This window comes from Allosphingosinicella deserti, assembly GCF_003012735.1.
Taxonomy (GTDB): Bacteria; Pseudomonadota; Alphaproteobacteria; order Sphingomonadales; family Sphingomonadaceae; genus Allosphingosinicella; species Allosphingosinicella deserti.
The window spans coordinates 84,673-107,438 of record NZ_PXYI01000007.1 but is presented as its reverse complement, the minus strand read 5'-3'; the positions used below and the strand labels follow the sequence as shown (position 1 = coordinate 107,438).

At 66.6% G+C, this 22,766-nt stretch carries 20 protein-coding genes and 1 tRNA gene; 9 read left to right on the top strand and 12 right to left on the bottom strand.

Going from position 1 to position 22,766, the window contains the following annotated elements; translation table 11 throughout:
* The first annotated feature begins 253 nt into the window (after positions 1-253).
* Genes C7I55_RS19885 through C7I55_RS19870 form a run of 4 tightly spaced genes read left to right on the top strand, consistent with a single transcriptional unit; the run spans position 254 to position 6,710 of the window.
* Positions 254-1,891, top strand: a complete 1,638-nt coding sequence (locus C7I55_RS19885) for a family 43 glycosylhydrolase (protein WP_408640619.1) — start codon at positions 254-256, stop codon at positions 1,889-1,891.
* Positions 1,888-2,745: a rhamnogalacturonan acetylesterase gene (locus C7I55_RS19880; protein WP_106514778.1), complete on the top strand. Its 858-nt coding sequence runs from the start codon at positions 1,888-1,890 to the stop codon at positions 2,743-2,745. The genes C7I55_RS19885 and C7I55_RS19880 overlap by 4 nt, the downstream gene beginning before the upstream one ends.
* Positions 2,742-5,060, top strand: a complete 2,319-nt coding sequence (locus tag C7I55_RS19875) for a glycoside hydrolase family 95 protein (RefSeq protein WP_106514777.1) — start codon at positions 2,742-2,744, stop codon at positions 5,058-5,060. Before C7I55_RS19880 ends, C7I55_RS19875 begins: the two co-directional genes overlap by 4 nt.
* 45 nt (positions 5,061-5,105) lie before the next feature.
* Positions 5,106-6,710 carry a pectate lyase gene (locus C7I55_RS19870; RefSeq protein ID WP_199192945.1) on the top strand — a complete coding sequence of 535 codons (1,605 nt, stop codon included), beginning with the start codon at positions 5,106-5,108 and terminating at the stop codon, positions 6,708-6,710.
* Positions 6,711-6,716: 6 nt separating this feature from the next.
* Here the strand turns inward: C7I55_RS19870 and queE are convergent, their stop codons facing one another.
* The 8 genes from queE to C7I55_RS19830 form a co-directional block, all read right to left on the bottom strand.
* Positions 6,717-7,349 carry a 7-carboxy-7-deazaguanine synthase gene (queE, locus tag C7I55_RS19865; protein WP_106514776.1) on the bottom strand — a complete coding sequence of 211 codons (633 nt, stop codon included), beginning with the start codon at positions 7,347-7,349 and terminating at the stop codon, positions 6,717-6,719.
* Positions 7,346-8,038, bottom strand: coding sequence for a 7-cyano-7-deazaguanine synthase QueC (queC, locus tag C7I55_RS19860; RefSeq protein WP_106514775.1), 693 nt, complete (start codon positions 8,036-8,038; stop codon positions 7,346-7,348). The genes queE and queC overlap by 4 nt, the downstream gene beginning before the upstream one ends.
* A gap of 269 nt (positions 8,039-8,307) precedes the next feature.
* Entirely contained in the window at positions 8,308-8,712 is a 405-nt protein-coding gene (locus tag C7I55_RS19855; protein WP_106514774.1) for a DUF3617 domain-containing protein, read from the bottom strand.
* Positions 8,713-8,773: 61 nt separating this feature from the next.
* Positions 8,774-9,691: an Hsp33 family molecular chaperone HslO gene (hslO, locus tag C7I55_RS19850; protein WP_106514773.1), complete on the bottom strand. Its 918-nt coding sequence runs from the start codon at positions 9,689-9,691 to the stop codon at positions 8,774-8,776.
* A gap of 130 nt (positions 9,692-9,821) precedes the next feature.
* On the bottom strand, positions 9,822-11,009 hold the full coding sequence (locus C7I55_RS19845; RefSeq protein ID WP_106514772.1) for an aspartate aminotransferase family protein: 1,188 nt from the start codon (positions 11,007-11,009) through the stop codon (positions 9,822-9,824).
* 46 nt (positions 11,010-11,055) lie between these two features.
* A complete protein-coding gene (locus tag C7I55_RS19840; RefSeq protein ID WP_106514771.1) occupies positions 11,056-12,690 on the bottom strand; it encodes a PAS domain-containing sensor histidine kinase in 1,635 nt (544 codons plus the stop codon).
* Positions 12,691-12,828: 138 nt separating this feature from the next.
* Entirely contained in the window at positions 12,829-13,179 is a 351-nt protein-coding gene (locus C7I55_RS19835; RefSeq protein WP_106514770.1) for a hypothetical protein, read from the bottom strand.
* 101 nt (positions 13,180-13,280) lie between these two features.
* A complete protein-coding gene (locus tag C7I55_RS19830) occupies positions 13,281-14,120 on the bottom strand; it encodes an ABC transporter permease (protein WP_106514769.1) in 840 nt (279 codons plus the stop codon).
* Between the two features lie 55 nt (positions 14,121-14,175).
* Here C7I55_RS19830 and C7I55_RS19825 point away from each other — a divergent pair, with 55 nt between their 5' ends.
* Together C7I55_RS19825 and C7I55_RS28565 are read left to right on the top strand one after the other, a co-directional pair.
* Positions 14,176-14,904, top strand: coding sequence for a GcrA family cell cycle regulator (locus C7I55_RS19825; protein WP_106514768.1), 729 nt, complete (start codon positions 14,176-14,178; stop codon positions 14,902-14,904).
* A 256-nt stretch (positions 14,905-15,160) separates the two neighbouring features.
* Complete coding sequence (locus tag C7I55_RS28565) at positions 15,161-15,334, top strand: hypothetical protein (protein ID WP_199192944.1); 174 nt, start codon at positions 15,161-15,163, stop codon at positions 15,332-15,334.
* 89 nt (positions 15,335-15,423) lie between these two features.
* Here C7I55_RS28565 and C7I55_RS29360 read toward each other — a convergent pair whose 3' ends face one another.
* A complete protein-coding gene (locus C7I55_RS29360) occupies positions 15,424-16,908 on the bottom strand; it encodes a response regulator transcription factor (protein WP_332888433.1) in 1,485 nt (494 codons plus the stop codon).
* 368 nt (positions 16,909-17,276) lie between these two features.
* Here C7I55_RS29360 and parE point away from each other — a divergent pair, with 368 nt between their 5' ends.
* Positions 17,277-19,259: a DNA topoisomerase IV subunit B gene (gene parE / locus C7I55_RS19815; RefSeq protein WP_106514766.1), complete on the top strand. Its 1,983-nt coding sequence runs from the start codon at positions 17,277-17,279 to the stop codon at positions 19,257-19,259.
* Between the two features lie 190 nt (positions 19,260-19,449).
* On the opposite strand, the gene C7I55_RS19810 is transcribed toward parE, so the two are convergent.
* The 3 genes from C7I55_RS19810 to C7I55_RS19800 form a co-directional block, all read right to left on the bottom strand.
* On the bottom strand, positions 19,450-20,382 hold the full coding sequence (locus tag C7I55_RS19810; protein ID WP_106514765.1) for a hypothetical protein: 933 nt from the start codon (positions 20,380-20,382) through the stop codon (positions 19,450-19,452).
* A 40-nt stretch (positions 20,383-20,422) separates the two neighbouring features.
* Entirely contained in the window at positions 20,423-20,821 is a 399-nt protein-coding gene (gene apaG, locus C7I55_RS19805; protein ID WP_106514764.1) for a Co2+/Mg2+ efflux protein ApaG, read from the bottom strand.
* Positions 20,822-20,933: 112 nt separating this feature from the next.
* The gene (locus C7I55_RS19800; protein WP_106514944.1) at positions 20,934-21,536 is read right to left on the bottom strand and encodes an SOS response-associated peptidase family protein; all 603 of its coding nucleotides are present in this window, start codon (positions 21,534-21,536) and stop codon (positions 20,934-20,936) included.
* Positions 21,537-21,622: 86 nt separating this feature from the next.
* Here C7I55_RS19800 and C7I55_RS19795 point away from each other — a divergent pair.
* Together C7I55_RS19795 and C7I55_RS19790 are read left to right on the top strand one after the other, a co-directional pair.
* Positions 21,623-21,698 (top strand) — tRNA-Glu (locus C7I55_RS19795).
* 111 nt (positions 21,699-21,809) lie between these two features.
* Positions 21,810-22,703 (top strand): hypothetical protein, encoded by an 894-nt coding sequence (locus C7I55_RS19790; RefSeq protein ID WP_158266513.1) that lies wholly within the window; start codon positions 21,810-21,812, stop codon positions 22,701-22,703.
* The last annotated feature ends 63 nt before the right edge of the window (positions 22,704-22,766 follow it).

Sequence of the window (22,766 nt, the reverse complement as noted above, 5' to 3'; positions counted from 1 at the left end):
GAGACGGAAGATGGCGGGGCACGGCGGAGGCCCGAACAAACATTGGACACAAGCGGAGCTCCGCCGGCTCCGCACGCTGGCGGAACAAGGGATCTCCGCGCCCGAAGCGGCGGCGCGGCTTCACCGCACCACCGGTGCCGTGCAACAAAAAGCGATCGAACTGGGAATCGCCCTGACCCGGGTCGACAGGACCAGGTGGCGGACTCGATCCGTCGCCGACCGAAGGGGTTGAGCCCCAACGAGGAGGATGAAGGTGGACTTCAGCAGGCGTGATGCTTTCGGAGCCGTGATGATCGGCGGAACCGCCCTCGGGGGCTTGGGCGGCCTGGGCGGCTTTGGCGATGCTTTGGCACAACCACGCGGTCCGTCCGCCGGTGCGGCGCCGGACTGGAAGCGCGGGTACGGCAATCAGCGCGTCGCCGATCTCGGCAACGGCACCTTCCTCAACCCGCTGATGGCAGGCGACCATCCCGATCCGACCATCCTCAAGGATGGTGCGGATTATTACATGACCTTCTCGACCTTCGATTCCTATCCGGGTCTGGTCATCTGGCACTCGCGGGATCTGGTGAACTGGGCACCGGTGACCGCCGCGCTGAACCGCAACATCGGCTCGGTCTGGGCGCCCGAACTCACCCGCCACAAGGGCCGCTACTATCTCTACATCCCGACCAAGAAGACGTCGGCGCCCGGAGCGAAGACCACGTCCTGGGTGATCTGGGCCGACGACATCAAGGGGCCATGGTCCGATCCGGTCGATCTCGATCTGCCGAACCATATCGATCCCGGCCACGCCGTCGGCGAAGACGGTTCGCGCTGGCTTTTCCTGTCCGGCGGCGACCGAGTCCGACTGAGCGACGACGGGCTCTCCAAGGCCGGTCCGATCGAGCATGTCTACGATCCGTGGCGCTATCCCGAAGACTGGGTCGTGGAGGGTTTCGCGCCCGAAGGCCCGAAGATCACCCGCCGTGGCGACTATTTCTACCTGATCACCGCCGTCGGCGGCACCGCCGGGCCGCCGACCGGGCACATGGTGATCGCGGCGCGCTCACGTTCGATCGATGGCCCCTGGGAGAACCACCCCGCCAATCCGCTGGTCCGCACGACGTCGCTCGATGAAAAATGGTGGTCTCGCGGCCATGCCACTCTGGTCGAAGGTCCCGACGGCAGCTGGTGGTCGGTCTATCACGGCTTCGAGAACGGCTTCTGGACCCTCGGCCGGCAGACCCTGCTCGATCCCGTCGAGTGGACGCCCGACGGGTGGTTCCGGATGAAGGGCGGCGATCTGTCGCGGCCGATCGCCAAGCCCAAGGGCGGCACAGCCCTACGCCACGGCCAGCCCCTCTCGGACGATTTCCGCCGGCTCCGCCTCGGCCAGACCTGGAATTTCTTCAAGCCGGCGCCGGACGAGGCGGAACGCGCAAAAGTCTCCGGCAACGCGCTCCACCTTGCGGCGCGCGGCAAGGCCCCCAGCGATTCCTCGCCCTTGCTGCTGATCGCCGGCGACCAGGCCTATCGCTTCGAGTGCGACATCGAGATCGACGAAGGCGGCACCGCCGGCCTGATCCTGTTCTACGACGACAAGCTCTATGCGGGTCTCGGCTTCGACGGCACTCGCTTCGTCACCCATCAATATGGCATTGAACGCGGGCGGCCGGCCAATCCGCATGGCCGCCGGATGCGGATGCGCGTGACCAACGATCGCCACATCGTCACCTACGACACCAGCGGCGATGGCGGCCGTACCTGGAAGCGCTTCGATCGCGGCATGGAAGTCTCCGGCTATCACCACAATGTCCGGGGCGGCTTCCTGATGCTGCGGCCCGGCCTCTATTCGGCCGGCCAGGGCACCGCCCGCTTCCGCAACTTCCGCTTCGAGGCGCTGGCATGATCGCAGGGCTCCTCGCGGCCGCGATGATGGCCGCAGCGTCGGCACAGGCGGCTCCGGCTCCGGCGGCGCCGCCGGTGCAGAAGATCCGCGCATCCAAGATCGTGCTGGTCGGCGATTCGACGGTCGCCGTGCTCGGCGGATGGGGACCGAGCTTCTGCGCCCGCCACGTCACGTCCTTCCTTGCCTGCGTGAATCTCGCCCGCGGGGGCCGCAGTTCTGGCAATTACCGGAGCGAGGGATCGTGGGACATCGCGCTATCCGAGATGCGGCGAGCACCTTACGAGCGGGTCTATGTCCTCATTCAGTTCGGCCACAACGATCAGCCCGGCAAGCCGGGGCGTTCGACCGATCTCGCCACCGAATTCCCGGCCAACCTCAAGCGCTACATTGCCGAGGCGCGCGCCGCCGGTGCCGTCCCGGTGCTCGTCACCCCCCTTACCCGCCGGCAATTCAAGGGCGGCATGCTGATCGACGATCTCGCGCCCTGGGCCGAGGCGACCCGGCGCGTCGCCGCCGAGACCGGCGCGCCGCTGGTCGATCTCCATGCCCGCAGCAGCCGGGCCGTCCAGGCGCTCGGCGCCGCCGCCGCCACCCGGTTCGCGCAGCGGCCGCCGTCGCCCGAGGTCTGGGCGGCGGCCGCGACCGGCACCACGATCGAGGCGTCGACCGGCCAGACGCCCGGCATGCCCGTTACCGCCCCCGCCGCGAATGCCGCGGCCGAGCCGATGGGCCAGGCGCGTCTTGCCTTCGATTACACCCATGTCGGCTCCGAGGGTGCGGACTTCTTCGCCGCTCTCGTCGTCGAGGAGCTCGCCGGCGCCGTGCCGGGACTGCGCCGGAACCTCATCCCGTGATCGATTTCAGCCGCCGACAAGCCCTGCTCACCGGCCTCGCCGGAACTGGCCTCGTCGCCGCCGGCGCCACGGCGCAGGCGCGGGTCGCAGCGCCCGAAGAGACATCGCGCTGGACCCTTTGGTACCGCCAGCCGGCAACCCGCTGGGTCGAGGCGCTGGCCGTCGGCAACGGACGGATCGGTGCGATGGTCTATGGCGGCACCACCCAGGAGCGTCTGCAGCTCAACGAGGACAGCCTATGGGCGGGCGGTCCCTATGATCCGTCGAATCCGTCGGCACGCGGCGCCCTTCCGCGGGTCCGCAAGTTGATCGAGGACGGAAGGTTCAAGGAAGCGCAGGATCTCGCCCAGGCCGAGATGATGGCCAGACCGATCCGCCAGATGCCTTACCAGACTCTCGGCGAGATCCTGATCGACATGCCGGGCGAGGCCGATGGGGCTTACCGACGCTGGCTCGATCTCGATGCCGCGACCAGCGTCACCGAATGGCGCCAGGGCGGCCGCCTGTTCCGCCGCACCGTCTTCGCCTCGACGCCCGATCAGGTCATCGACGTCAGGATCGAGGCCGAGGACGGAGGCGCGCTCGCCGCGTCCCTGCGCTTCGCGGCGGGCACGGCCGCGGGCCGGGGCGACACGCTGGTCCAGACCGGGCGCAACGGCGACGCGCACGGGATCGCCGGCGCCCTCACCTACGCGGTCGGCGTGCGTGCGCTCGGCGGCCGCGTCCGCATCGCCGACGGCGCCCTGGCAGCGGACGGCGAAGGAGCCCTCACCTTGCTGATCGCGGCGCGGACCAGCTATCGCAGCTGGCGCGACGTCTCCGGCAATCCCGAAGCAGCCGTGCTCGGCGATCTCGACAAGGCGGTACGCCGCACCCCCGACGTGTTGCTGTCGCGCCACCAGGCCGATCACCGACGGTTGTTCCGCGGCTTCGAAATCGATCTCGGCGCGGATCCCTTCCCCGGCATTCCGACCGACGAGCGCATCCGCTTCAGCCACGACACCGGCCGTGACGATCCGTTCCTGGCCGCGCTCTATGTCCAATATGGCCGCTATCTGCTGATCGCCTCGTCGCGGCCGGGCGGACAGCCGGCGAATTTGCAGGGCCTGTGGAACGAAAGCCGCAACCCGCCCTGGGGCTCCAAATACACGATCAACATCAACGCACAGATGAACTACTGGCCGGCCGAGCCGACCGGCCTTGGCGAATGCGTCGAGCCATTGATCGCCATGGTCGAGGATCTGGCGGAAAGCGGCACCCGCACCGCACGGACGAATTATGGCGCCCGCGGGTGGGTCGCCCACCACAATACCGATCTCTGGCGGGCAACCGCACCGATCGACGGCGCCTTCTGGGGCCTGTGGCCGACCGGCGGCGCGTGGTTGTGCAAGCATCTTTGGGACCGCTGGGATTATTCGCGCGATCCGAAGCTACTCGCGCGAATCTACCCGTTGCTCCGCGACTCCGGCCTGTTCTTCCTCGATACGCTGGTCGAACATCCGGCCGGGCTCGTCACCAGCCCCTCCACCTCCCCTGAGAATGCCCATCATTCCGGAGTCAGCATTTGCGCCGGACCCGCGATGGACCGGCAGATCCTGCGTGAGCTGTTCGCCAACATCATCTCGGCATCGCGCCGGCTCGATCGCGATGCGGCGCTCCGCGCGCAATTCGAGGCGGCGCTGGCGCGTATCCCTGCCGATCGGATCGGCAGGGCCGGGCAGCTTCAGGAATGGCTCGAGGACTGGGATCTGGACGCGCCGGAAATCCAGCACCGACACGTCTCCCACCTCTACGCTCTCTATCCCGGCCATGAGATCGCTCCCCAGCGGTCAGACCTGTTCAAGGCGGCGCGCCGCTCGCTCGAACTGCGCGGAGACGATGCGACCGGCTGGGGAATCGGCTGGCGGATCAACCTCTGGGCCAGGCTCGGCGATGCCGAACGCGCCTATCTGGTGCTGCGCAAGCTGCTCGGGCCGGATCGCACCTACCCGAACCTGTTCGACGCCCATCCGCCCTTTCAGATCGACGGCAATTTGGGTGGCGCGGCCGGCGTGGTCGAGATGCTCGTCCGCGACCAGCCGGAAGGCGTGGAATTGCTTCCGGCTTTGCCGAAAGCCTGGCCGGAAGGCGTCGTACGCGGCGTGCGGCTGCGCGGCGGCCTCAGCCTCGATCTTGCGTGGAGCAAAGGTGTCTTGGCGGAGGCGGTCGTCCGCGCGGCGCAGCCGATCGAGCGGACGTTCGGCTATGGCCGCGTGACTCGTTCCCTCAACGTCCGGCGCGGAGAGACGCGGCGGCTGGGTTCAGGGCTCGCGTGAACCCGAACTGAGCTGCGCCGCGTGCGCTGCCGAAGGGAGAGCAAGATGATCAGTCGCCGCGCGCTGCTTGGAGGGGCCGCAGCCTTGTCGTTGCTGCCGCGGGCGGTTCCCGCTGTCTCGGCAGGCACGCCGCGGGAGACGCTGCTCGAAACGATGCGGCGCGCGACCCGCTTCATGACCGAACGGGTCGCCTGCGAGGGCGGCTATGTCTGGTCATATCTCCCCGACATGTCGCGCCGCTGGGGCGAGATGGAAGCCAAACCATCGATGGTCTGGATCCAGGATCCGGGCACCGCTGCGATGGGCCACCTGTTTCTGGACGCCTATCACGCAACCGGCGAGGAGCTCTATCATCGCGCCGCGCAGGACGTCGCCGGCGCGCTGATCTGGGGTCAGCATCCATCCGGCGGGTGGAATTACTTCATCGATTTCGGCGGGGATTCCTCGGCCCGGGACTGGTACCAGACGATCGGCAGCCACGGGATGCGGCTGGAGGAATTCCGCCATTATTACGGCAACGCCACCTTCGATGACGGAGGCACCGTGGAGAGCGGCAAGTTCCTGCTCCGCCTTTATCTCGAGCGCAAGGATCCGGCGTACCGCGCTGCGCTCGACAAGGTCGTCGATTTCGTCATCGCCGCCCAATATCCGATCGGCGGCTGGCCGCAGCGCTTCCCGATCAACCAGGAATATTCCAACCGGGGCCTGCCCGATTATACCGCCAACATCACCTTCAACGACGAAGTCGCGATCAACAACACCGACTTCCTGGCGCTGATCTATCAGGGCCTCGGCACGGCGCGGGTGCTGGATCCGCTTCGGCGCGGCATGGGCATCTTCCTTCTCGCCCAGCAGGGGCCGCCGCAGCCCGGATGGGCCCTGCAATATACGACGGATCTGGTCCCTGCCGGCGCCCGCAGTTCGGAGCCGCCTTCCCTCGCCACCCACACCACCTATGCCTGTATCCGGCAGCTGATGAAATTCTATCGCTGGACCGGCGACACCAAATATCTCGCTCGCATCCCCGAGGCGATCGCCTGGCTGGAGACGCTCGAACTGCCCCGCGCGCGCCAGAAGAACGGGTTCACCCACCCGACCTTCATTGAGGTCGGAACCGACCGCGCTTTGTATCTCCGCGGCAGCGGCACCTGGGCCGGCGACATGCGCAACGAGATCGTTCACGATCCGACGGACGGCGTGTCCTGGGTGAACCGCAAGCTCGACCTTCCCCGCCTCCGCGCCGACTATCGTACGCTCCTCGCACTGCCAAAGGCCGAAGCGACGAAGGAATCACCTCTGCTCGCGCGTCGCCGGGTTCCGCTGCCGCGCTACTTCGTCGCCGAAGACGTTCGCGGATCGGACCTCAACATCGCTGGCACCAGTCGGGAGGGGCAGGATCGCACCGCGCGGGTGGTCGCAGATCTCAACACGGACGGCTATTGGCCGACGCCGCTCAGGGCAACCAGCAATCCCTACCGGCCGGACGCCGCCGCCGCACGCCTGCCGGCCTCACGCACGGTCGACGGGCGCAGGATCGATGCCCGCGACACATCGCCGTTCATCGTCGACTATCCGGTAATCGGGATCTCGACCGGCACGTACATCAACAACATGAGCCTGCTGATCCGCGCCTTGCCGCGTGGCGGTTGATCGGTTTCAGGGCAGCCCCAGCAATTTGTGGGTCTGCAGGCTCAGCCGCCAGCGCGGGTTCGCCATCACATAGTCGATCGCCGCCTGCACGTTGGCAGGAGCGGCGGTATCGTCGAGGGGCTGGATCAGGAAATGCTCGAAATCCCACGCGAGCATCGCTTGCGGGTCCAGTCCGCGCTGCGGCCAGACCAGCTTCAATTCGTTGCCCGATCGCTGCACCACCTCGGTCCCCGCCTTCGGGCTGACGCAGATCCAGTCGATTCCTGCGGCCGCGGCCAGGGTGCCGTTGCTCTCCATCGCGATCTCGAAGCCGGCGCGATGAAGCGCATCGATCAGCGCCGCGTCGAGCTGCAACATCGGCTCCCCGCCGGTGATTACCACCAGCCGCCGCACGCGGCCTTCCTCGCCCCACAGCGAAGAGACCATGGCGACGAGGCCGTCCGCATCGTAGCGGCCGCCATTCTCGCCGTCCGTGCCGACGAAGTCGGTGTCGCAGAAGGTGCATTGCGCTCGCGCGCGATCCTGCTCCCGGCCGGACCAGAGGTTGCAGCCGGCAAAGCGCAGGAACACCGCACGCCGCCCAGCCTGGACGCCTTCGCCCTGCAGGGTCAGGAAGATCTCCTTGACGGCGTAGCTCATGGCCGCGCGGCGTAGACCGTCGGATCGGGGAGGCCCGCTTCCTCGAAGCCCTTGGAGCGCAGGCGACAGCTGTCGCAAAAGCCGCAATGCTCGCCCTGCGGAGTCGGATCGTAGCACGACCAGCTGATGCCGGCGTCGAGGCCCAGCCGCGCCGCCTCTTTGGCGATATCGGCCTTGGTCATGTGCTGGAGCGGCGCGTGGATCTTGAATCCGTCCCCTTCGGACCCGGCCTTGGTGCCGAGTGCCGCGACTCGCTCGAACGCGGCGATGAAATCGGGCCGGCAATCGGGATAGCCGGAATAATCGAGCGCGTTGACGCCGATGAACAGGTCGCGCGCGCCTGCTGCCTCCGCCCAGCCGAGCGCGAGCGACAGGAAGATCGTGTTGCGTGCCGGCACATAGGTGACCGGCACCGCATCCTCGTCGACGCCGCTCTTGGGTACATCGATGTCGGCGGTCAGCGCCGAACCGCCGAAGGCGGTGAGATCGAGCGGCAGCACGATGTGGCGGACGGCGCCGAGCGCGGCTGCGACTCGGCCGGCCGCCTCCAGCTCGATGCGGTGGCGCTGGCCGTAATCGACTGTCAGCGCGTAAAGCTCGAACCCGCGTTCCCGGGCATGGGCGGCGGAGATCATCGAATCGAGGCCGCCCGAGACCAGGGCGACGGCTTTGCGGGATGCGGACGTCATGAAGCGGGCGGCTAGGCCCGATAGACGCATCACGCAAGCGCCGCGCGAACACGTCGCTTTGCGCCGCCAGGCGCGGTTCGTGTGAACGGAAAGCAATGGCACCGTGTCGGGAGCAACCCCACAAAAGAACGGGCCGCCCGGTGAGGGGCGGCCCAGTTTAGGCTGTGAAGCCTGCTAGGGAGGAAAGCGTGCCCGCAATCGGCACGAACATTCCTATAGCAACATCTAGGTAAACGGCCGCTTAACGGGCGCCTCCGCGAAATTGCCGATCAGCAGCTGCCCGCCCTTCTTGCCTCCAAGCGGTAGGAAAAGGGCTTGCCGTTGTTGAGACCCTGCGTGTCGATGCGGATCAGGCGCGGCGTCTCGACACGAATATGGGTGTGCCCGAAGCCGCGGCCGGCACAGCTATACTGTGCGGTGGTCTCGCCCTTGCCGTTCTGCAATATCTCGATGGGGCACGCCGGACCCGCATGTTCGAGCTGTACGAAGCGCGCCGGATCCCCCAGGCATATGGCGGGGCGGGCCCCGCCGCCGTCGAGATCACGCACTTCCCAGCGGCCGCGCTCGAGCGGCGCAAGCGCCGTCATCCCGCCTGCCGCGACGGCCAGAGCGGGCGCGCCGAGCACGCAGGATGCGAACAGCGCCCCGCGGCGCCAGTTGAGGCTTTTAGTCATCACGCAATCGATTATACTCGAAACGAGGCAAAAACGCGACGTGTTGCGCCGCAACATCGCCTCATTCGTGGAAGTCGCTGAGCGATATCGGAAAAACCCGCGAACAGAACTCGCAATCGACGGTGATGAAACCGTCTTCGTCGACCATGTCCGAGCGCTCCTCGGGCGCGAATCGCGAAATCACCGACTTGATGTAGTCGAAGTTGCAGCGGCAGCCCTTCGCGAGCGGCTGGGCGTGCAGAACCCGAACGTCCTCCTCGTGGAACAGGCGCCACAGCACGTCCTGTAGCGGCAGATGGGGATCGGCGAGTTCGCTGCCCTTGATGGTTTCGGACAGGATCCGGACATGCTCCCATTCCGGATCGTCGAGCCGGGTGTGCAAGCGGTCCCGACCCTCCTCGCCTTCGGGGAGATGCTGCACCAGCATGCCCCCAGCGACGTGGCCGGTATCGTTGACCGCGAGCCGGATCACGCTCGGCAGCTGCTCGGATTGCGAGAAATAGCTTTGCGCCGCTTCCGCAAGCGAATTGCCCTCCAGCGGGACGATGCCCTGATAGCGTTCGTCGGCGCCGGGCAGATCGAAGGTGATCGCAAGGTAGCCCTTGCCGAACAGCGCGAACAGATCGCGGTGGCTCGGCAGCTGCGACAGCCGTTCCTTGTCGAAGCGCACATAGCCGCGCAGCTCCCCGCCGCGATAATCGACCACGAGCAGATCGACGATGCCGGCTTCGGTCTGGGCCTGGATGGTGAGCTGCCCCTGATCCTCCTTCAGCAACGAGCCGAGCAGGGCCGCGAGCACCAACGCTTCCGAGAGGATACGCGCGATCGGTGCCGGATAATCGTGGGCCGAAAGGATGACGTCGAGCAACGGCCCCAGCCGCACGATGCGGCCGCGGGCATTGCGCGCAGGGATGGTGAAGCCGATCGCCTCGTCGAGATTCGCGGTCGTCGCCGCAGTCTGTGTCGTGGAAGATGTCATGGCCGCGATGTGGCTAACGCAGCCCCGGGGTTCAATATCCCCGTGAACCGGCGGGTTGCAGGCGCCGCTTTCGGGCCGGAGATCGAACACCCTTCCCGTGAGCATCGCCCACGGGAAGGATACGCGCCGATCAGGCGGCGGCCGGCACCTCATAGTGGCGTGCGGCTTCGGAAAGCTTTTCGACGAACTCGGTTACGTGCTGCTCCTCGATGGTGAGGGGCGGCAGCACCCGCATCACATTGTCGCCGCCGGCGACGGTGAGCAGGCCGTGATCGCGCAGATAGGTGACGAAGGCGCGGCTGTCGGTCTTCATCTTGACGCCGAGCATCAGTCCCAGGCCGCGCACGCTTTCGAACAGGTGATCGTGGTTGGGGATCATCTGCTCGAGCGCGCCGCGCAGGCGATCGCCCATGCGCTGCACATGATCGAGGAATTCGGGCTGAAGGACGACGTCGAGCACCGCTTGGCCGGCCGCCATCGCGAGCGGGTTGCCGCCATAGGTTGAGCCGTGGGTGCCGATCACCATCCCGGCCGCGGCCTTCTCGCTGGCGAGACAGGCTCCAAGCGGAAACCCGCCGCCGATGCCCTTGGCGATGGTCATGATGTCGGGCTCGATGCCAAATTGCTCATAGGCGAAGAAGGTGCCGGAGCGGGCGACGCCGCACTGGATCTCGTCGAAGATGAGCATCAGATCCTGCGCGTCGCAGATGCGGCGCAATCCCTGCAGGAATTCGCGACTTGCCGGGCGGATACCGCCTTCGCCCTGCACCGGCTCGACCAGGAAGCCTGCCGTGTTCTCGTCGACCGCCGCTTCGGCTGCCTCGAGATTGTCGAACTCGACGACGGTGAAGCCGGGCAGCAGCGGCGCAAAGCCTTCGATCATCTTGGGCTGATCGGTGGCGCTGATCGCCGCCATGCTGCGCCCGTGGAAGGCATTGCGGAAGCTGATCAGGACGTTCTTTTCAGGCCGGCCGTGATGGTGGTGATAGCGACGCGCCGTCTTGATCGCGCATTCGATCGCCTCGACGCCCGAATTGGTGAAGAACACGGTGTCGGCGAAGGTCGCATCGACCAGCCGCTGCGCCAGCGCCTCGCCCTGCGGCGAGCCGTAAAGATTGGAGACGTGCATCAGCGTTGCCGTCTGCTCCTGGATCGCCTTGGTCAGATGCGGATGATTGTGGCCGAGGATGTTGACCGCGATGCCGCTGGCGAAATCGAGATATTGCTCGCCGCCTTCGCCGTAGAGATACACCCCTTCCCCTCGCACCGGCCGCACCGGAGAGCGCGGATAAACGGGCATGAGAGGCGTGATGGCCATTTCTGGGCTCCTTGGATGTGCGTGCGGAACGGCGACGGGCCGCGCCTCAGGCCTCTAGAGACTGGCCCGCCACTCCGTCAACACGGCCGCCGTCCCGTGTCCGAGCCGCGTCGCGCGAGTCCGGGACCGATCCGCCGCCGCAGGCAAATGGGATTTCGAGCGTGAACGCGGCGCCCCGATCGGGATTGTTCACGGCCCACAGCCGGCCGCCATGCGCCTCAGCGATCGTGCGGCTGATCGGCAGGCCGATGCCGATGCCCTGCGGTTTGGTCGACAGGAACGGCGCGAACACCTTCTCGATCGGATCGAGCATGATGCCGCTGCCATTGTCGGATACGGTGATCAGCGTCTTGCCGCCGGCCCGGAACGCCTTGACCTCGACCCGCGGCGCGCTGGCACCGGCTGTCGCTTCGCAGGCATTGCGGATCAGGTTGATCAGCACCTGCTCGATCTGGACGCGGTCGCCGCATGCCTGAAGATCGGGCTCGCAGGCGACGACGATCGGGCAGGTGCAAGACAAGCGGGTAAGCTTCAGTGCCTCCTGAACCGCCTCCCCGACCTGGAAGGGCTGCTGCACCTGTGCCCCCTTGCGGCTCATCGTGCGAAGGCTGCGGATCAGCTGCCCGGCCCGCAGGGCATTGTCCGAGATCGCCTTGAGCGCAGTCCCCAGCATCGGCGAGGGTTCCGTCGGCATCGAGCGCTGGGCGACGCTGGCATAATTGACGATTGCGGTCAGCGGCTGGTTGAGTTCGTGGCCGAGCGTCGATGCCATCGTGCCCATCGCGCTCACCCGTGACAGGTGGATGAGCTCGCCGCGCAATTCCTCGACATGTTGCTGGGAGCGGACATGATCTGTGACGTCGTGGCCCGCGACCAGGATCGCCTCGACGCCACCGGCACCATCCTTGAACGGCGCGCAGACCACATCGATCACCCGCCGCGCATCGCCGTCTGGATTGCGCAGCACCAGCTCCATCGCCCGGCCGATGAACGGCTCGCCGCTCCGGCAGACCTCGTCGAGGATCCTGCCGATGCCCTGCTCGGCGAGATCGGGCAGAGCCTCGGCGAGGGTGCGGCCGACCACGTCCCGATCGCCGACGAGCATACGATAAGCGGAATTTGCCGCGATGAAGCGATAGTCGGGAACGCTCATCTTGCCGACGAAGCCGGGCGCGTCCTCGAGCAGTTGCACGAGCCGCTCATGCTCTTGCTCGAGCCGTTCCTTGGCGCGCACTTTCTCCGTCGTGTCGGTGCAGATGGCGAGCACGCCCATCACCTGGGTGTCGGTCTCGCGCAGCGGCGCCAGCGACAAGGTGATGTAGCGGGTCTCCTCGCCGCCGAGCGCGCTCGGCACCGGGATGTCCTCGACCAGCACGCCCCGGCCTTTCAGCGCATCGCGATAATGAGGGGCTATGTTGGCCCAGCCCTCGCCCCACAGCTCCGCCAGCGGGCGTCCGAGCCACGAGGCGGCATCGAGACCGCGCGCAAAGGCCTCGTTGAACACGGTGCTGTGATCGCCGCCCCAGGCGATGAAGCTCGGCTGCATCGTGTCGAGGATGATGTCCACGCTGCGGCGGAGAAGCACCGGCCACGCGGAGAGGCTGCCGAGCCCCGTCGCGCTCCAGCTGTGGCGGAAGATCAGCTGGCGATACGTGTCCAGCGAGCGCGCTTCACTCGGCATATAAACAGGTTAACCCCAGATGTTCGCACCTGCATAGAAGCCGGGGGTGCAGCCTGGCGCCGGGTTCGGGCACCTCATCCGAAAAAGGGGCCGGCACCTGTTGGTGCCGGCCCCTGACATGTCGGGAATGGTCGCAGCTCAGCGGCGGCCGCGCTGATCGTACCGGCCTTCGCGGCGTTCCGCCTGGACACGCTGACGCAGGGTCTGGATACGCTGCTCGAGGTCCGAATATTCGCGACGCGAAAGGCCGTCGCGGCGATAGCGATCGTGCAAGCGGTCGATCTGCTCGGCCTGACGCGCGAGACGCTGCGACTCGCTGGACGAGATCAGGCGGCGATCACGTAGGCGATCGATCTGCTGCTCGATCTGGTCGATCTGCCGCTCGATGCCGGCACCGCCGCGCCGCGAATCGTAACCGCCCCGGTCCTGGGCTGCCGCAGGCGCCGCGACCGAGGCGACGATGAGGGCTGGGATGAGGAATTTACGCATGAACCGACTCCTTATGTTCGATGGGTCGAGCAGTAGGAGGAAGTGAATGTTACGGGCCTGAACAGATCTGAAAGCCGCCGTTCAGACGCGCCTCCTGCGGCTCAGCTCTTCAGCTTCCAGCCGGTGCGGAGCAATGCATAGCAAAGCGCCCACAGCACGAGATTGATCGCCAGCAGCACGCCGCCGCCCAGCAGAACCGGCGAATCGGCGACCCCGAGGAAGCCGTAGCGGAAGCCGGAAATCACGTAGAAGAACGGGTTGGCGTGGCTCACCGCGCGGAAGGCCGGGGCGAGACTCTCGATCGTGTAGAAGGTGCCGGACAGCAGCGAGAGCGGTGTCACGACGAAATTGGTCACTGCGGCCGCGTGATCGAACTTCTCGGCCCAGATTGAGGTCAGCACTCCGAAGAAGGCGAGCATCGCACTGCCGAGCAGGCCGAACCACAAGACGGCGCCGAGATGCACGGGCATGACATGGACGCCGGGCCACAGCTGCATCGCCGCGAACACCGCCGCGCCGACGAGCACCGCCCGGGTCATCGCGGCCCCGACCAGGGCTGCAAGCAGCTCGCCGGTCGAAAGCGGCGGCATCAGGTAGTCGACGATGTTGCCCTGGATCTTGCCGACCAGCAACGAGAAGCTGGAATTGGCGAAGGCATTGTTGAGCATGCCCATCATGATGAGGCCGGGAGCCAGGAAATCCGCGAAGTGGAAGGCGCTGCCCTCAAGGGTCACCATGCGGCCGCTGCGGCCCAACGCGACCGTGAAAATGACCAGGTACAACAAGGTCGTGATCGCCGGCGCCCAGATCGTCTGCAGCTGGACCTTGAAGAAACGGCGAACCTCCTTGATATAGAGCGTCCTGAGGCCGCCCCAATTGACGTTCCGGAATACCGGGACGCCAGGTTCGGCCCTGACCCAATTTGAAGGCTGGTCGTTCATGGCGCTGTCGCTAGAGGCAGACGCTGTGAGCCGCAAGCCGTGAAGGAAGATGTTGATGTCCTGGACCGACGAACGGATCGAGCGGCTGAAGGAGCTCTGGACGCAGGGCAATACCGCGAGCCAGATCGCGGATGAGCTCGGCGGCGTTTCGCGCAACGCCGTGATCGGCAAGGCCCACCGCCTGGGCCTCCAGTCCCGCCCCTCGCCCGTCAAGGCGAACGAGTCAGCGCCGGCGGCGCAGCCCGCGCGCGAGGTCGAGCCGGCGCCCGCCCCGCAGGCCCCTGCTCCGCAAGCGGCGGCGCCCGCGCCGAGCCCGGCTGCGGCCCCGATCGCGCCCGCCCCGTGGGACGAGGATGAAGACGATACGCCTCGCGCCGCGCCGGCTCCCAGCCGCGCCCAGCCCGCCGCACCTGCCGCCGCGTCGGGAAGCACCGATGCCGCGCCCCAGCCGATCATCCGATCGATCGGCCCCGGTGGCTTCCTCCGCCAGACTCCGGGCGAGCAGCAGTCGCCGATCCCGCCGGCCCCGCCGCGCCGCCTCGTGCCGGCGAAGCCGAGCCCGGAGATCGCCGACAAGACCAGCCTGCTCGATCTCAACGAAAAGGTCTGCAAGTGGCCGGTCGGACACCCCGGGGAGCCTGATTTCCACTTTTGCGGGGCGCCGTCCAACCCCGGCTTCCCTTATTGCGTGCAGCATTGCGGGGTCGCCTACCAGGCGCAGCTTCCGCGCCGCGACCGCCGCCCGCCGCCGCCCTTGCCGTTCGGCGGCCCCCGCATCCGCTGATCGCACAGCGCGAGTCGACACGATGGCGCGATCCGGAAACGGGTTGCGCCATATGTGTTTTCCCGCTTCGTTCACCCGCCGTTTCGTCGTTCCCGACAGTGGCTCGAGCGCTGTCCCGAAATGGCGCATCCGTCGCAGTTTTCCAGGCGCTGTTCCGGTGGCGACATAATCCAGATCAGGATGATTTCCGGGGAACAGAGACGGATCAAAGCTCGTTTCACATCCAGACCTACAACCTGGATTGCCACCACCCGAAATGTCGCAGAACGAGTTGGAATATTTTGAGCGCCGGGCCGAAGCCGAGATCGAGCTCGCCCAGAAAGCGGATCACAGCGCCGCTGTCCGCGCGCATTACGAACTGGCATCCGCTTATCTGGATCGCATCCACGGCGACGAGCCCAAGTCGACCGGAGGCCTCTTCGCCGCCTGATCCTTCGGCACCGCTGCCGGACGGCGGCGGTGCGATTCCTCGCCGAAAAGCGCTCAACAGCGCGAAGTGCGGGCGTGACGCCGCGGCTGTCAGGCCTCCGCAGCCTCGCGCATCCTGGCATGGCTACCGCCGAGCCTGAAGGGCGCCTGCGCCTCCAGTTTCTGGCCAAGTCCGAGCATCCGCCGCGGCCGTCCATCCGCATCCCGGACGATCTTGCCGAGGCCGAGCAGCCGGTCTCCGTCGAGATTGCGATATTCGATCATCCACGGCGCACCGGTGGTGGTTGCGCGCTGCACTTCGGCGCGGGTCGCCTCGCGGTCTTCGGGGTGGACCATGTCGAGCCAGTCGCCTTCACTCATCCACTCCGCCGTGTCGCCCGGAAGCTTGTGGAGCTCGCGGCTGCGGGCGGAGAGGCGCAGGCGCCGGCTCTCGATGTCCAGCTCCCAGATCCCGGCCGCAGCGCCCCATTGGGCGAGTTCGAGCAATTCGGAGGCCTCCCGCGCGCGTTGCTCTTCCTCCTTGCGACGGCTGATGTCGGACAGGCTTCCCGCCATCCGCACCGGAGCGCCATGCTCGTTACGCTCGACGATGCTGCCATAGTCGAACAGCCACGCCCAGCTTCCGTCCTTGCGACGAACCCGAAATTCCGCGGCGAATCCCTGTGTGCGCCCGTTGAGATGGGCGTCGAGCTCCTCCACGAACAAGTCCCGATCGTCGGGATGGATCAAGGACTGGAGCGCGTCGAAATGATCGACCGCCTCCGCCTCGCTGTAGCCGAGCCGTGCGATGATGGTCGGCGAAAGCCGCACCTCCCCCGACGCGAGACGCCACTCCCACGCACCGTCGGACGAGGATTCCACCACCAGGCGCAGCGCCTCACCCTTCAGCGCAGAGGCACCGGCCACGGGGCGCATGGGCGGATTGGTCAACCGGGCCGGCGGAGCGGCGGCCGTATCCTCGGTACCGGTGAGCGGCGGCAGGCCGGCGTCGATGCCGAGGCGCAGGGCCTCGGCGAGATTGGTGATTCCGAGATCGTCCATCATGTTCGCCCGGTGCATTTCCACCGTACGCGGACTGAGCACCAGGCAGCGCGCAATCTCCTTGTTGGAAAGTCCGCCGAGCAGCCCCTGGAGGATCTGGCGTTCGCGCGGCGACAGGCTCTCAAGGCGCGCCGCCGCATTGGCCGCTGCCGCGCGGCGCCCCTCCGCCTTCCGATGGCCGCTGAGCGCCCGCTCGATCGCGCCGAACAGATCCTCCTCGCGCGCCGGCTTGCTTAGATAGTCGACGGCGCCGAGCTTCATCGCCTGCACGGCGGCATCGACATCGCCATGACCGCTCATGATCACGACCGGCAGATCGACTCCGCGCCGGCGCAATTCCTCCTGAACCTCGTGACCGTCGAGCCCAGGCATCCTGAGATCGAGCAGGATGCAGCCGCGCGTCAGCCGCGCATCGCGAAGGAATTCCGTGCCGCTGGAATAGACTTCCGTCGTATATCCATGACTTGCCAGCAGAAAGCTGGTGGCCGCGCGCACTTGCGCGTCGTCGTCGACGATGTGAACGAGGGAAGCCAAGGCACCGGTCCGGAAAAAGAGTACGAAACAAAGACTGATCCTATCTAGGGAACTTGCCTTCGCTTCGCCAGCCCGCACTACCGTATTCGGCCGGTATTTTCCGACTTTCCCGCCCGGTGCACCATCCCGGACGCCAAACGGCGCCGGCAGTCTCTGGTCCCGCCGGCGGCGGCGCTCCATTCCCCACGACGGGCCGCCGCCAACCTCGCCGCTCCGCGCCGCCGGCGCCGCTCCGTTCTGGGCGTCGCTTTCGGGCACGGGCCCGAAGCGGCCAAGGTCTTGAAAATCAACGCGTGAGGCTGGCGGCCGCAGCCGCTAAATTCGTCAAGGCCTTGGCAGCGGGACTCCCGACTGCTTATACATTGTCCATGTCAGATCTGTTCGCGTCCGCCACTGCCACATCCGCCGATTACGATGCCCATTCGATCGAGGTGCTTGAGGGTCTCGAGCCGGTCCGGCGCCGGCCGGGGATGTATATCGGCGGCACCGACGAGCGGGCGCTCCATCACCTCGCCGCCGAGGTGCTCGACAACTCGATGGACGAAGCGGTCGCCGGTCACGCCAACCGCATCGAGATGACGCTCGAGCCCGGCAACCGGCTGACCATCACCGACAATGGCCGCGGCATGCCGGTCGATCCCCACCCCAAATATCCGGGCAAGTCGGCGCTCGAGGTGATCCTCACCATGCTGCACTCGGGCGGCAAATTCTCGAACAAGGCCTATGCCACGTCGGGCGGCCTCCACGGCGTCGGGGTCAGCGTCGTCAACGCCCTCTCCACCGAAACGGTGATCACCGTCGCCCGCAACAAGGAGCTCTATCGGCAGACCTTCTCCAAGGGCGAGCCAGTCACCAAGCTCGAGAAGCTGGGGCCGACGCAAAATCGGCGCGGCACTCAGGTCACCTTCACGCCTGACAGCGAGATCTTCGGCGAGGAGGCGAAGTTCAAGCCGGCGCGGCTCTATCGCCTTGCTCGCTCCAAGGCCTACCTGTTCGCAGGCGTCGAGATCCGCTGGAAGTGCGATCCCTCTCTCGTCGAGGGCAGCGAAATCCCCGCCGAAGCCGTGTTCCAGTTTCCCGGCGGCCTCGCCGACCACCTCAAGGAACAGATCGGCGAGCGCGGCTGCGCGACCACCGACTTCTTCAAGGGCCGCCAGGAATTTCCGGGAAGCCAGGGCCTGGTCGAATGGGCGGTCGCCTGGCCGCTGTGGACCGACGGCGGCTCCTCCTTTTACTGCAACACCATTCCGACGCCGGATGGCGGCACCCATGAACAGGGTATCCGCGCCGCGCTGACCCGCGGCGTTCGCGCCTTCGCCGAGCTCACCGGCCAGCAGAAGCGCGCCAAGGAGATCCAGGCCGAGGATGTCGTCGGCGGCGCCGAGATCCTGCTGTCGGTGTTCATCCGCGATCCGCAATTCCAGAGCCAGACCAAGGACCGGCTGACCAGCCCCGATGCGGCACGCTTGGTCGAGGCGGCGGTGCGCGATCATTTCGATCATTACCTGACCGACAATATGGAGCGCGGCCGGGCTCTGCTCGGTTTCATCCTCGACCGGATGGACGACCGTCTTCGCCGCAAGGCGGAGCGCGAGGTGAAGCGCAAGACCGCGACCTCGTCGCGCAAGCTGCGCCTGCCGGGCAAGCTCACCGATTGCGCCAACGACGATCCGGCAGGGACCGAGATCTTCATTGTCGAAGGCGACAGCGCCGGCGGCTCGGCCAAGCAGGCGCGCGATCGCAAGACTCAGGCGATCCTGCCGATCCGCGGCAAGATCCTCAACGTCGCATCGGCCAGCGCCGACAAGATCCGCGGCAATCAGGAGATTGCGGACCTCATCCTCGCGCTCGGCTGCGGCACGCGCGATCGCTGCGATCCCGCGCAATTGCGCTACGACCGGGTCGTCATCATGACCGACGCCGACGTCGACGGCGCCCATATCGCCACCCTGCTGATGACCTTCTTCTTCACCGAGATGCCCAAGATCGTCGAGCAGGGCGCGCTCTATCTCGCCCAGCCGCCGCTCTACCGCCTCTCCTCAGGCGGCACCGTCGCCTATGCCCGCGACGACGTCCACCGGGGCGAGCTCGAGAAGAGCCTGTTCAAGGGTAAGAAGGTCGACGTCAGCCGCTTCAAGGGCCTCGGCGAAATGAACCCGAACCAGCTGCGTGAGACGACCATGGATCCGAAGACCCGGTCGATGCTGCGAGTCACCCTGCCGGAGGAATATCAGCAGCAGCGCGGCGTCAAGGATCTCGTCGACCGACTGATGGGCCGCAATCCCGAACACCGCTTCAACTTCATCCAGAGCCACGCCGCCGAAATCAGCGAAGAAGAAATCGACGCATAGGGATCGAAGCGCTCGCGCGTCGATCCCGTGTCCCGGCGAAGGCCGGGATCTCGAAGGGTGAAGAGTACCGCGGTCTTTAGCCGAGTCCGACGCCCCACGCTGTCTGCACGTCCCCCTTACGCCTCCTCCACGTCATCCCGGCGAAGGCCGGGATCCCGTCGGGTGAAATGCGCCGACGCCTCCCCTGCGCCTACCTCTCTACCGGCTTCTTGCCGATCGTCCGCAATTCCTCGGCCTCACGCTTCGCTTTGTCGGCTTCGGTGCCGCCCTCGGCAAGCGCCTTGCACTGCTCCTTCTGCGCCGCATCGAGGCCTTTTCCGGCCTTGCAGCGCGCCGCGACCTCGCGCTTCGGCATGAGCTCGAACGGATCGGACGACGCATCCTGGCGCGCGATCAGCGCCCGTTGAGCATCGAAAAAGTCCAGCCAGCCACGCTTGCTCCGGGAATCCTCGGTCGCCGGCGTGGCCTCGGCGCCGGCCCTGATCGATGCGAGCGGGATCGAGTCGAGCCGGGCGAGCGCCTCGTCGAAGCGGCCGAGCTCGCGCAGCGCATTCACCGCCCTGCCCTCCATGCCGATCCAGTTGAGGCTTGCCGGATCGGGACGCGCTTTGGCCGATTCCTCGGCGAGTTCGGCGAGATAGCGGTTGCGCAGCAACGGCTTGCCCTCGGCCTCCCAGCTCGCCTGGAGCAGTGCCCAGAGGTGGCGCTCGGGCGGCAGGCCCATCGATTTCATCAGCCAATAAGCACGATAATATTGCGTATCGAGCAGCCGCAGGCCCTGGAAATCCTCGGAGGCGATCAGCGGCTCCAGCTTCGCCACCTCGTCCGCCGTGTACTCCTTGTAGAGGACCAGCCCATTGTCCGGGCATTCCGGAAGGGCGAGCGGATACGTGCCGTTGCCATAGGGACGGCCGTCACCCCGCGTTCCCCAGACACTCGACGAAGCGGTTGGGCGGAAGGTGAATTCCCCGCCGCCGATCGGACATTTCATCGGCAGCGGCGCGGGCGCCGCCGCGCGGGCACTTTTCGCCGGTGCCGCCGCACGGCCCGATTTGGCCGCGGGCGCCGCCGACAGCGGGGATGCCGCCACCAGCAGCCCCGCCAGCATGATCCTCAACATCATCTCATCTCTCTTACGCAAGGTCCCGAAAGACAACAATTTCTCAGGACGAGACCGCCGGCGCGATCAGGGCGAAGCGCGGAATCGCGACCGCAAAAGCCGATCCGTCCGCTCCGATCATCTGATAGCGTCCTTCCATCCAGCCGGTCGGCGTCGACAGCGGGCAGCCGGAGACATAGTCGAAGGCCTCGCCGGGCTCGATCACCGGCTGCTCGCCGACCACGCCTTCGCCCTCGACCTCGTTGCGCCCGCCGCGGCCATCGGCGATCGTCCATTCCCGGCTCATCAGCTGAACCGCCATCGGGCCGTCATTCTCGATCCGGATATGATAGGCCCAGAACCAGCGCCCGCGCGCCGGCTCCGATTGCTCGGGCAGGAAGCTCACGGCGACCCGGACGGTGATCTCGCGAGTGGTCTCGCTTTGGGGAAACAGGCTCTTCACACGGGCACCCTGTGCGCAAGCCGGACGTGCGTCAACGGCACAAGCGCCGTCTGAAGCATCAAGATTTCGCCCGGGCCGATCCGCCGCTGCACGGTATGCGATCGGGAGCGCCTCACCCCACTTTCTCGACCTGCAGCATCCCCGCCGGGCACGGCCCGAGAAGCTCCGTCGCTCGCGTACTGCCGTCCAGCCATTCCCGCCAGCGCGCGCGCGGCAGCACCGCGACCTGGCGGTTGTGATAGGGGGCGATATCCGGGCCCGGCTCGGTCGTCAGCATGGTGAACGCCTCCCCGACCTCGGGGCTGCTCCGCCACAGGCCGGCGATGCAGAACCAGTCTTCGCCGGTGACGGTGAACAGCCATTTGTCCTTGCGCTTGTCCTTGCGCGGCTCGGCCGGGGTGGTGAATTCGTAGAAACCGTCCGCGACGATCAGACAGCGCCCACTGGCGAACTCACGCCCGTCCGAGCGGAAATTGTAGACCGGCTTGCCGCCCTGCCCCGGCCAGCTCCACCGGCGCTGGACGAGTTCCGCACCGGCTTCGGCCCCATCGCTCGCCGCCCGCCAGCGCAGGATCGGGCCGCGGTCGGTGATCCTGATGTCGTCGCGCGGCTCGAGGTTCGGCGCCCCTTCCGGAAACAGCAGCGGAATGCGTAAGTCCGAGAAATCCTGGCCGATCGTGCCGAGCTCGACCCGGCTCTTATAGTCGTTGCACATCCCATCAGCGTAACCGCTGACGCGGCGCATCGCCAGCTTGACAGGAGCGCAGTCCCATCCCTAAAGGCGCCCGGCACGCATCGCGCGGCCCCTTCGTCTAGCGGTCTAGGACGTCGCCCTCTCACGGCGAAAACACGGGTTCGAGTCCCGTAGGGGTCACCATCTTCAAGCGCTCGATGCTTCATCCGCCCATTGCCGAAAAGCGCCGCAGCGGCCACACATCGCCGAATGAACGTGGGCGGTGGACAGTTTCTGCATTTGGCGGCGGCCCCTATGGCCATTTGCCTGGTCGTGCAGGGATGCGGATCGGCGAAGAACCCTGCGCTCCCACACACCTCCCCGGCGGGCAGCATTGACTGGGGTTCAAATCCGCTCTGGGGAAAACCAATTTTCGACATGCTACCGCAGCCGGATGGGCGACCGCTCGATCCGACACAGGGGCTCGGTGTTCAAGAGTCTGCAGATCGCCTGATCGGCCGACATGTCGCCGACTTCGTCGTTCATGGAAGGGACATGCTGCTAAGCGGTGTCGAGATCAACAACTTCTATCCTGCCGCGACAGCGGGGCCCGGGCCGGGCATGTGCGAGGCGCGCCGCTTCCAGATCACGGCATGGTTCTCCGGCTCGCGCGTGATGGAAACCTCGGAAGGAAAGTGGCTGGAGCCTGTCTATGCCGTGTCAGGCAGTCTCGCGCCTTTTCCCGAGGAACGGGCACGAGACTACCGCAGGCGCTTGGAGCAGGCCTGCAGACAACGTAGCGACACGGATAGGTGGTTCGGCGCTGAGTCGGATTGGTTCGCCACGGCGCCGGAACGAGCCTATCTCGGCGCGCGCCTTGTCGATGCGGTCGTGGCGGCGGCCAGGCAGCAAGGCAAGCTCCCGTTCAGCCTGCAGTGTAGGCCCTACACGTTCGACAGTCCTTATCGACCGCAACGCGCTGCTGACGTTCGGAAGACGGCGGCCTCCCTTAATCCCCGTGCCATTCTGGAGGTCCGCGCGTGTAACGACGAGCCGAGACGCAATTGTGTCGGAGTTGAGCTCGCCAAGTTCCCGGAGCACTCACCGCCAATCGAATACCGATGGGATCTCGAGATCAGGTTCGATGCGACAGACGGTCTCATGATCAAGGATGTCGCATTAGCTGACACGCACCTGCTGATCGACTGAGACGCCCGCTCTGATCCGGTCCTTCGGCCTGCAGCATCGCCCGACCTAGGATGGGGCTAGGAC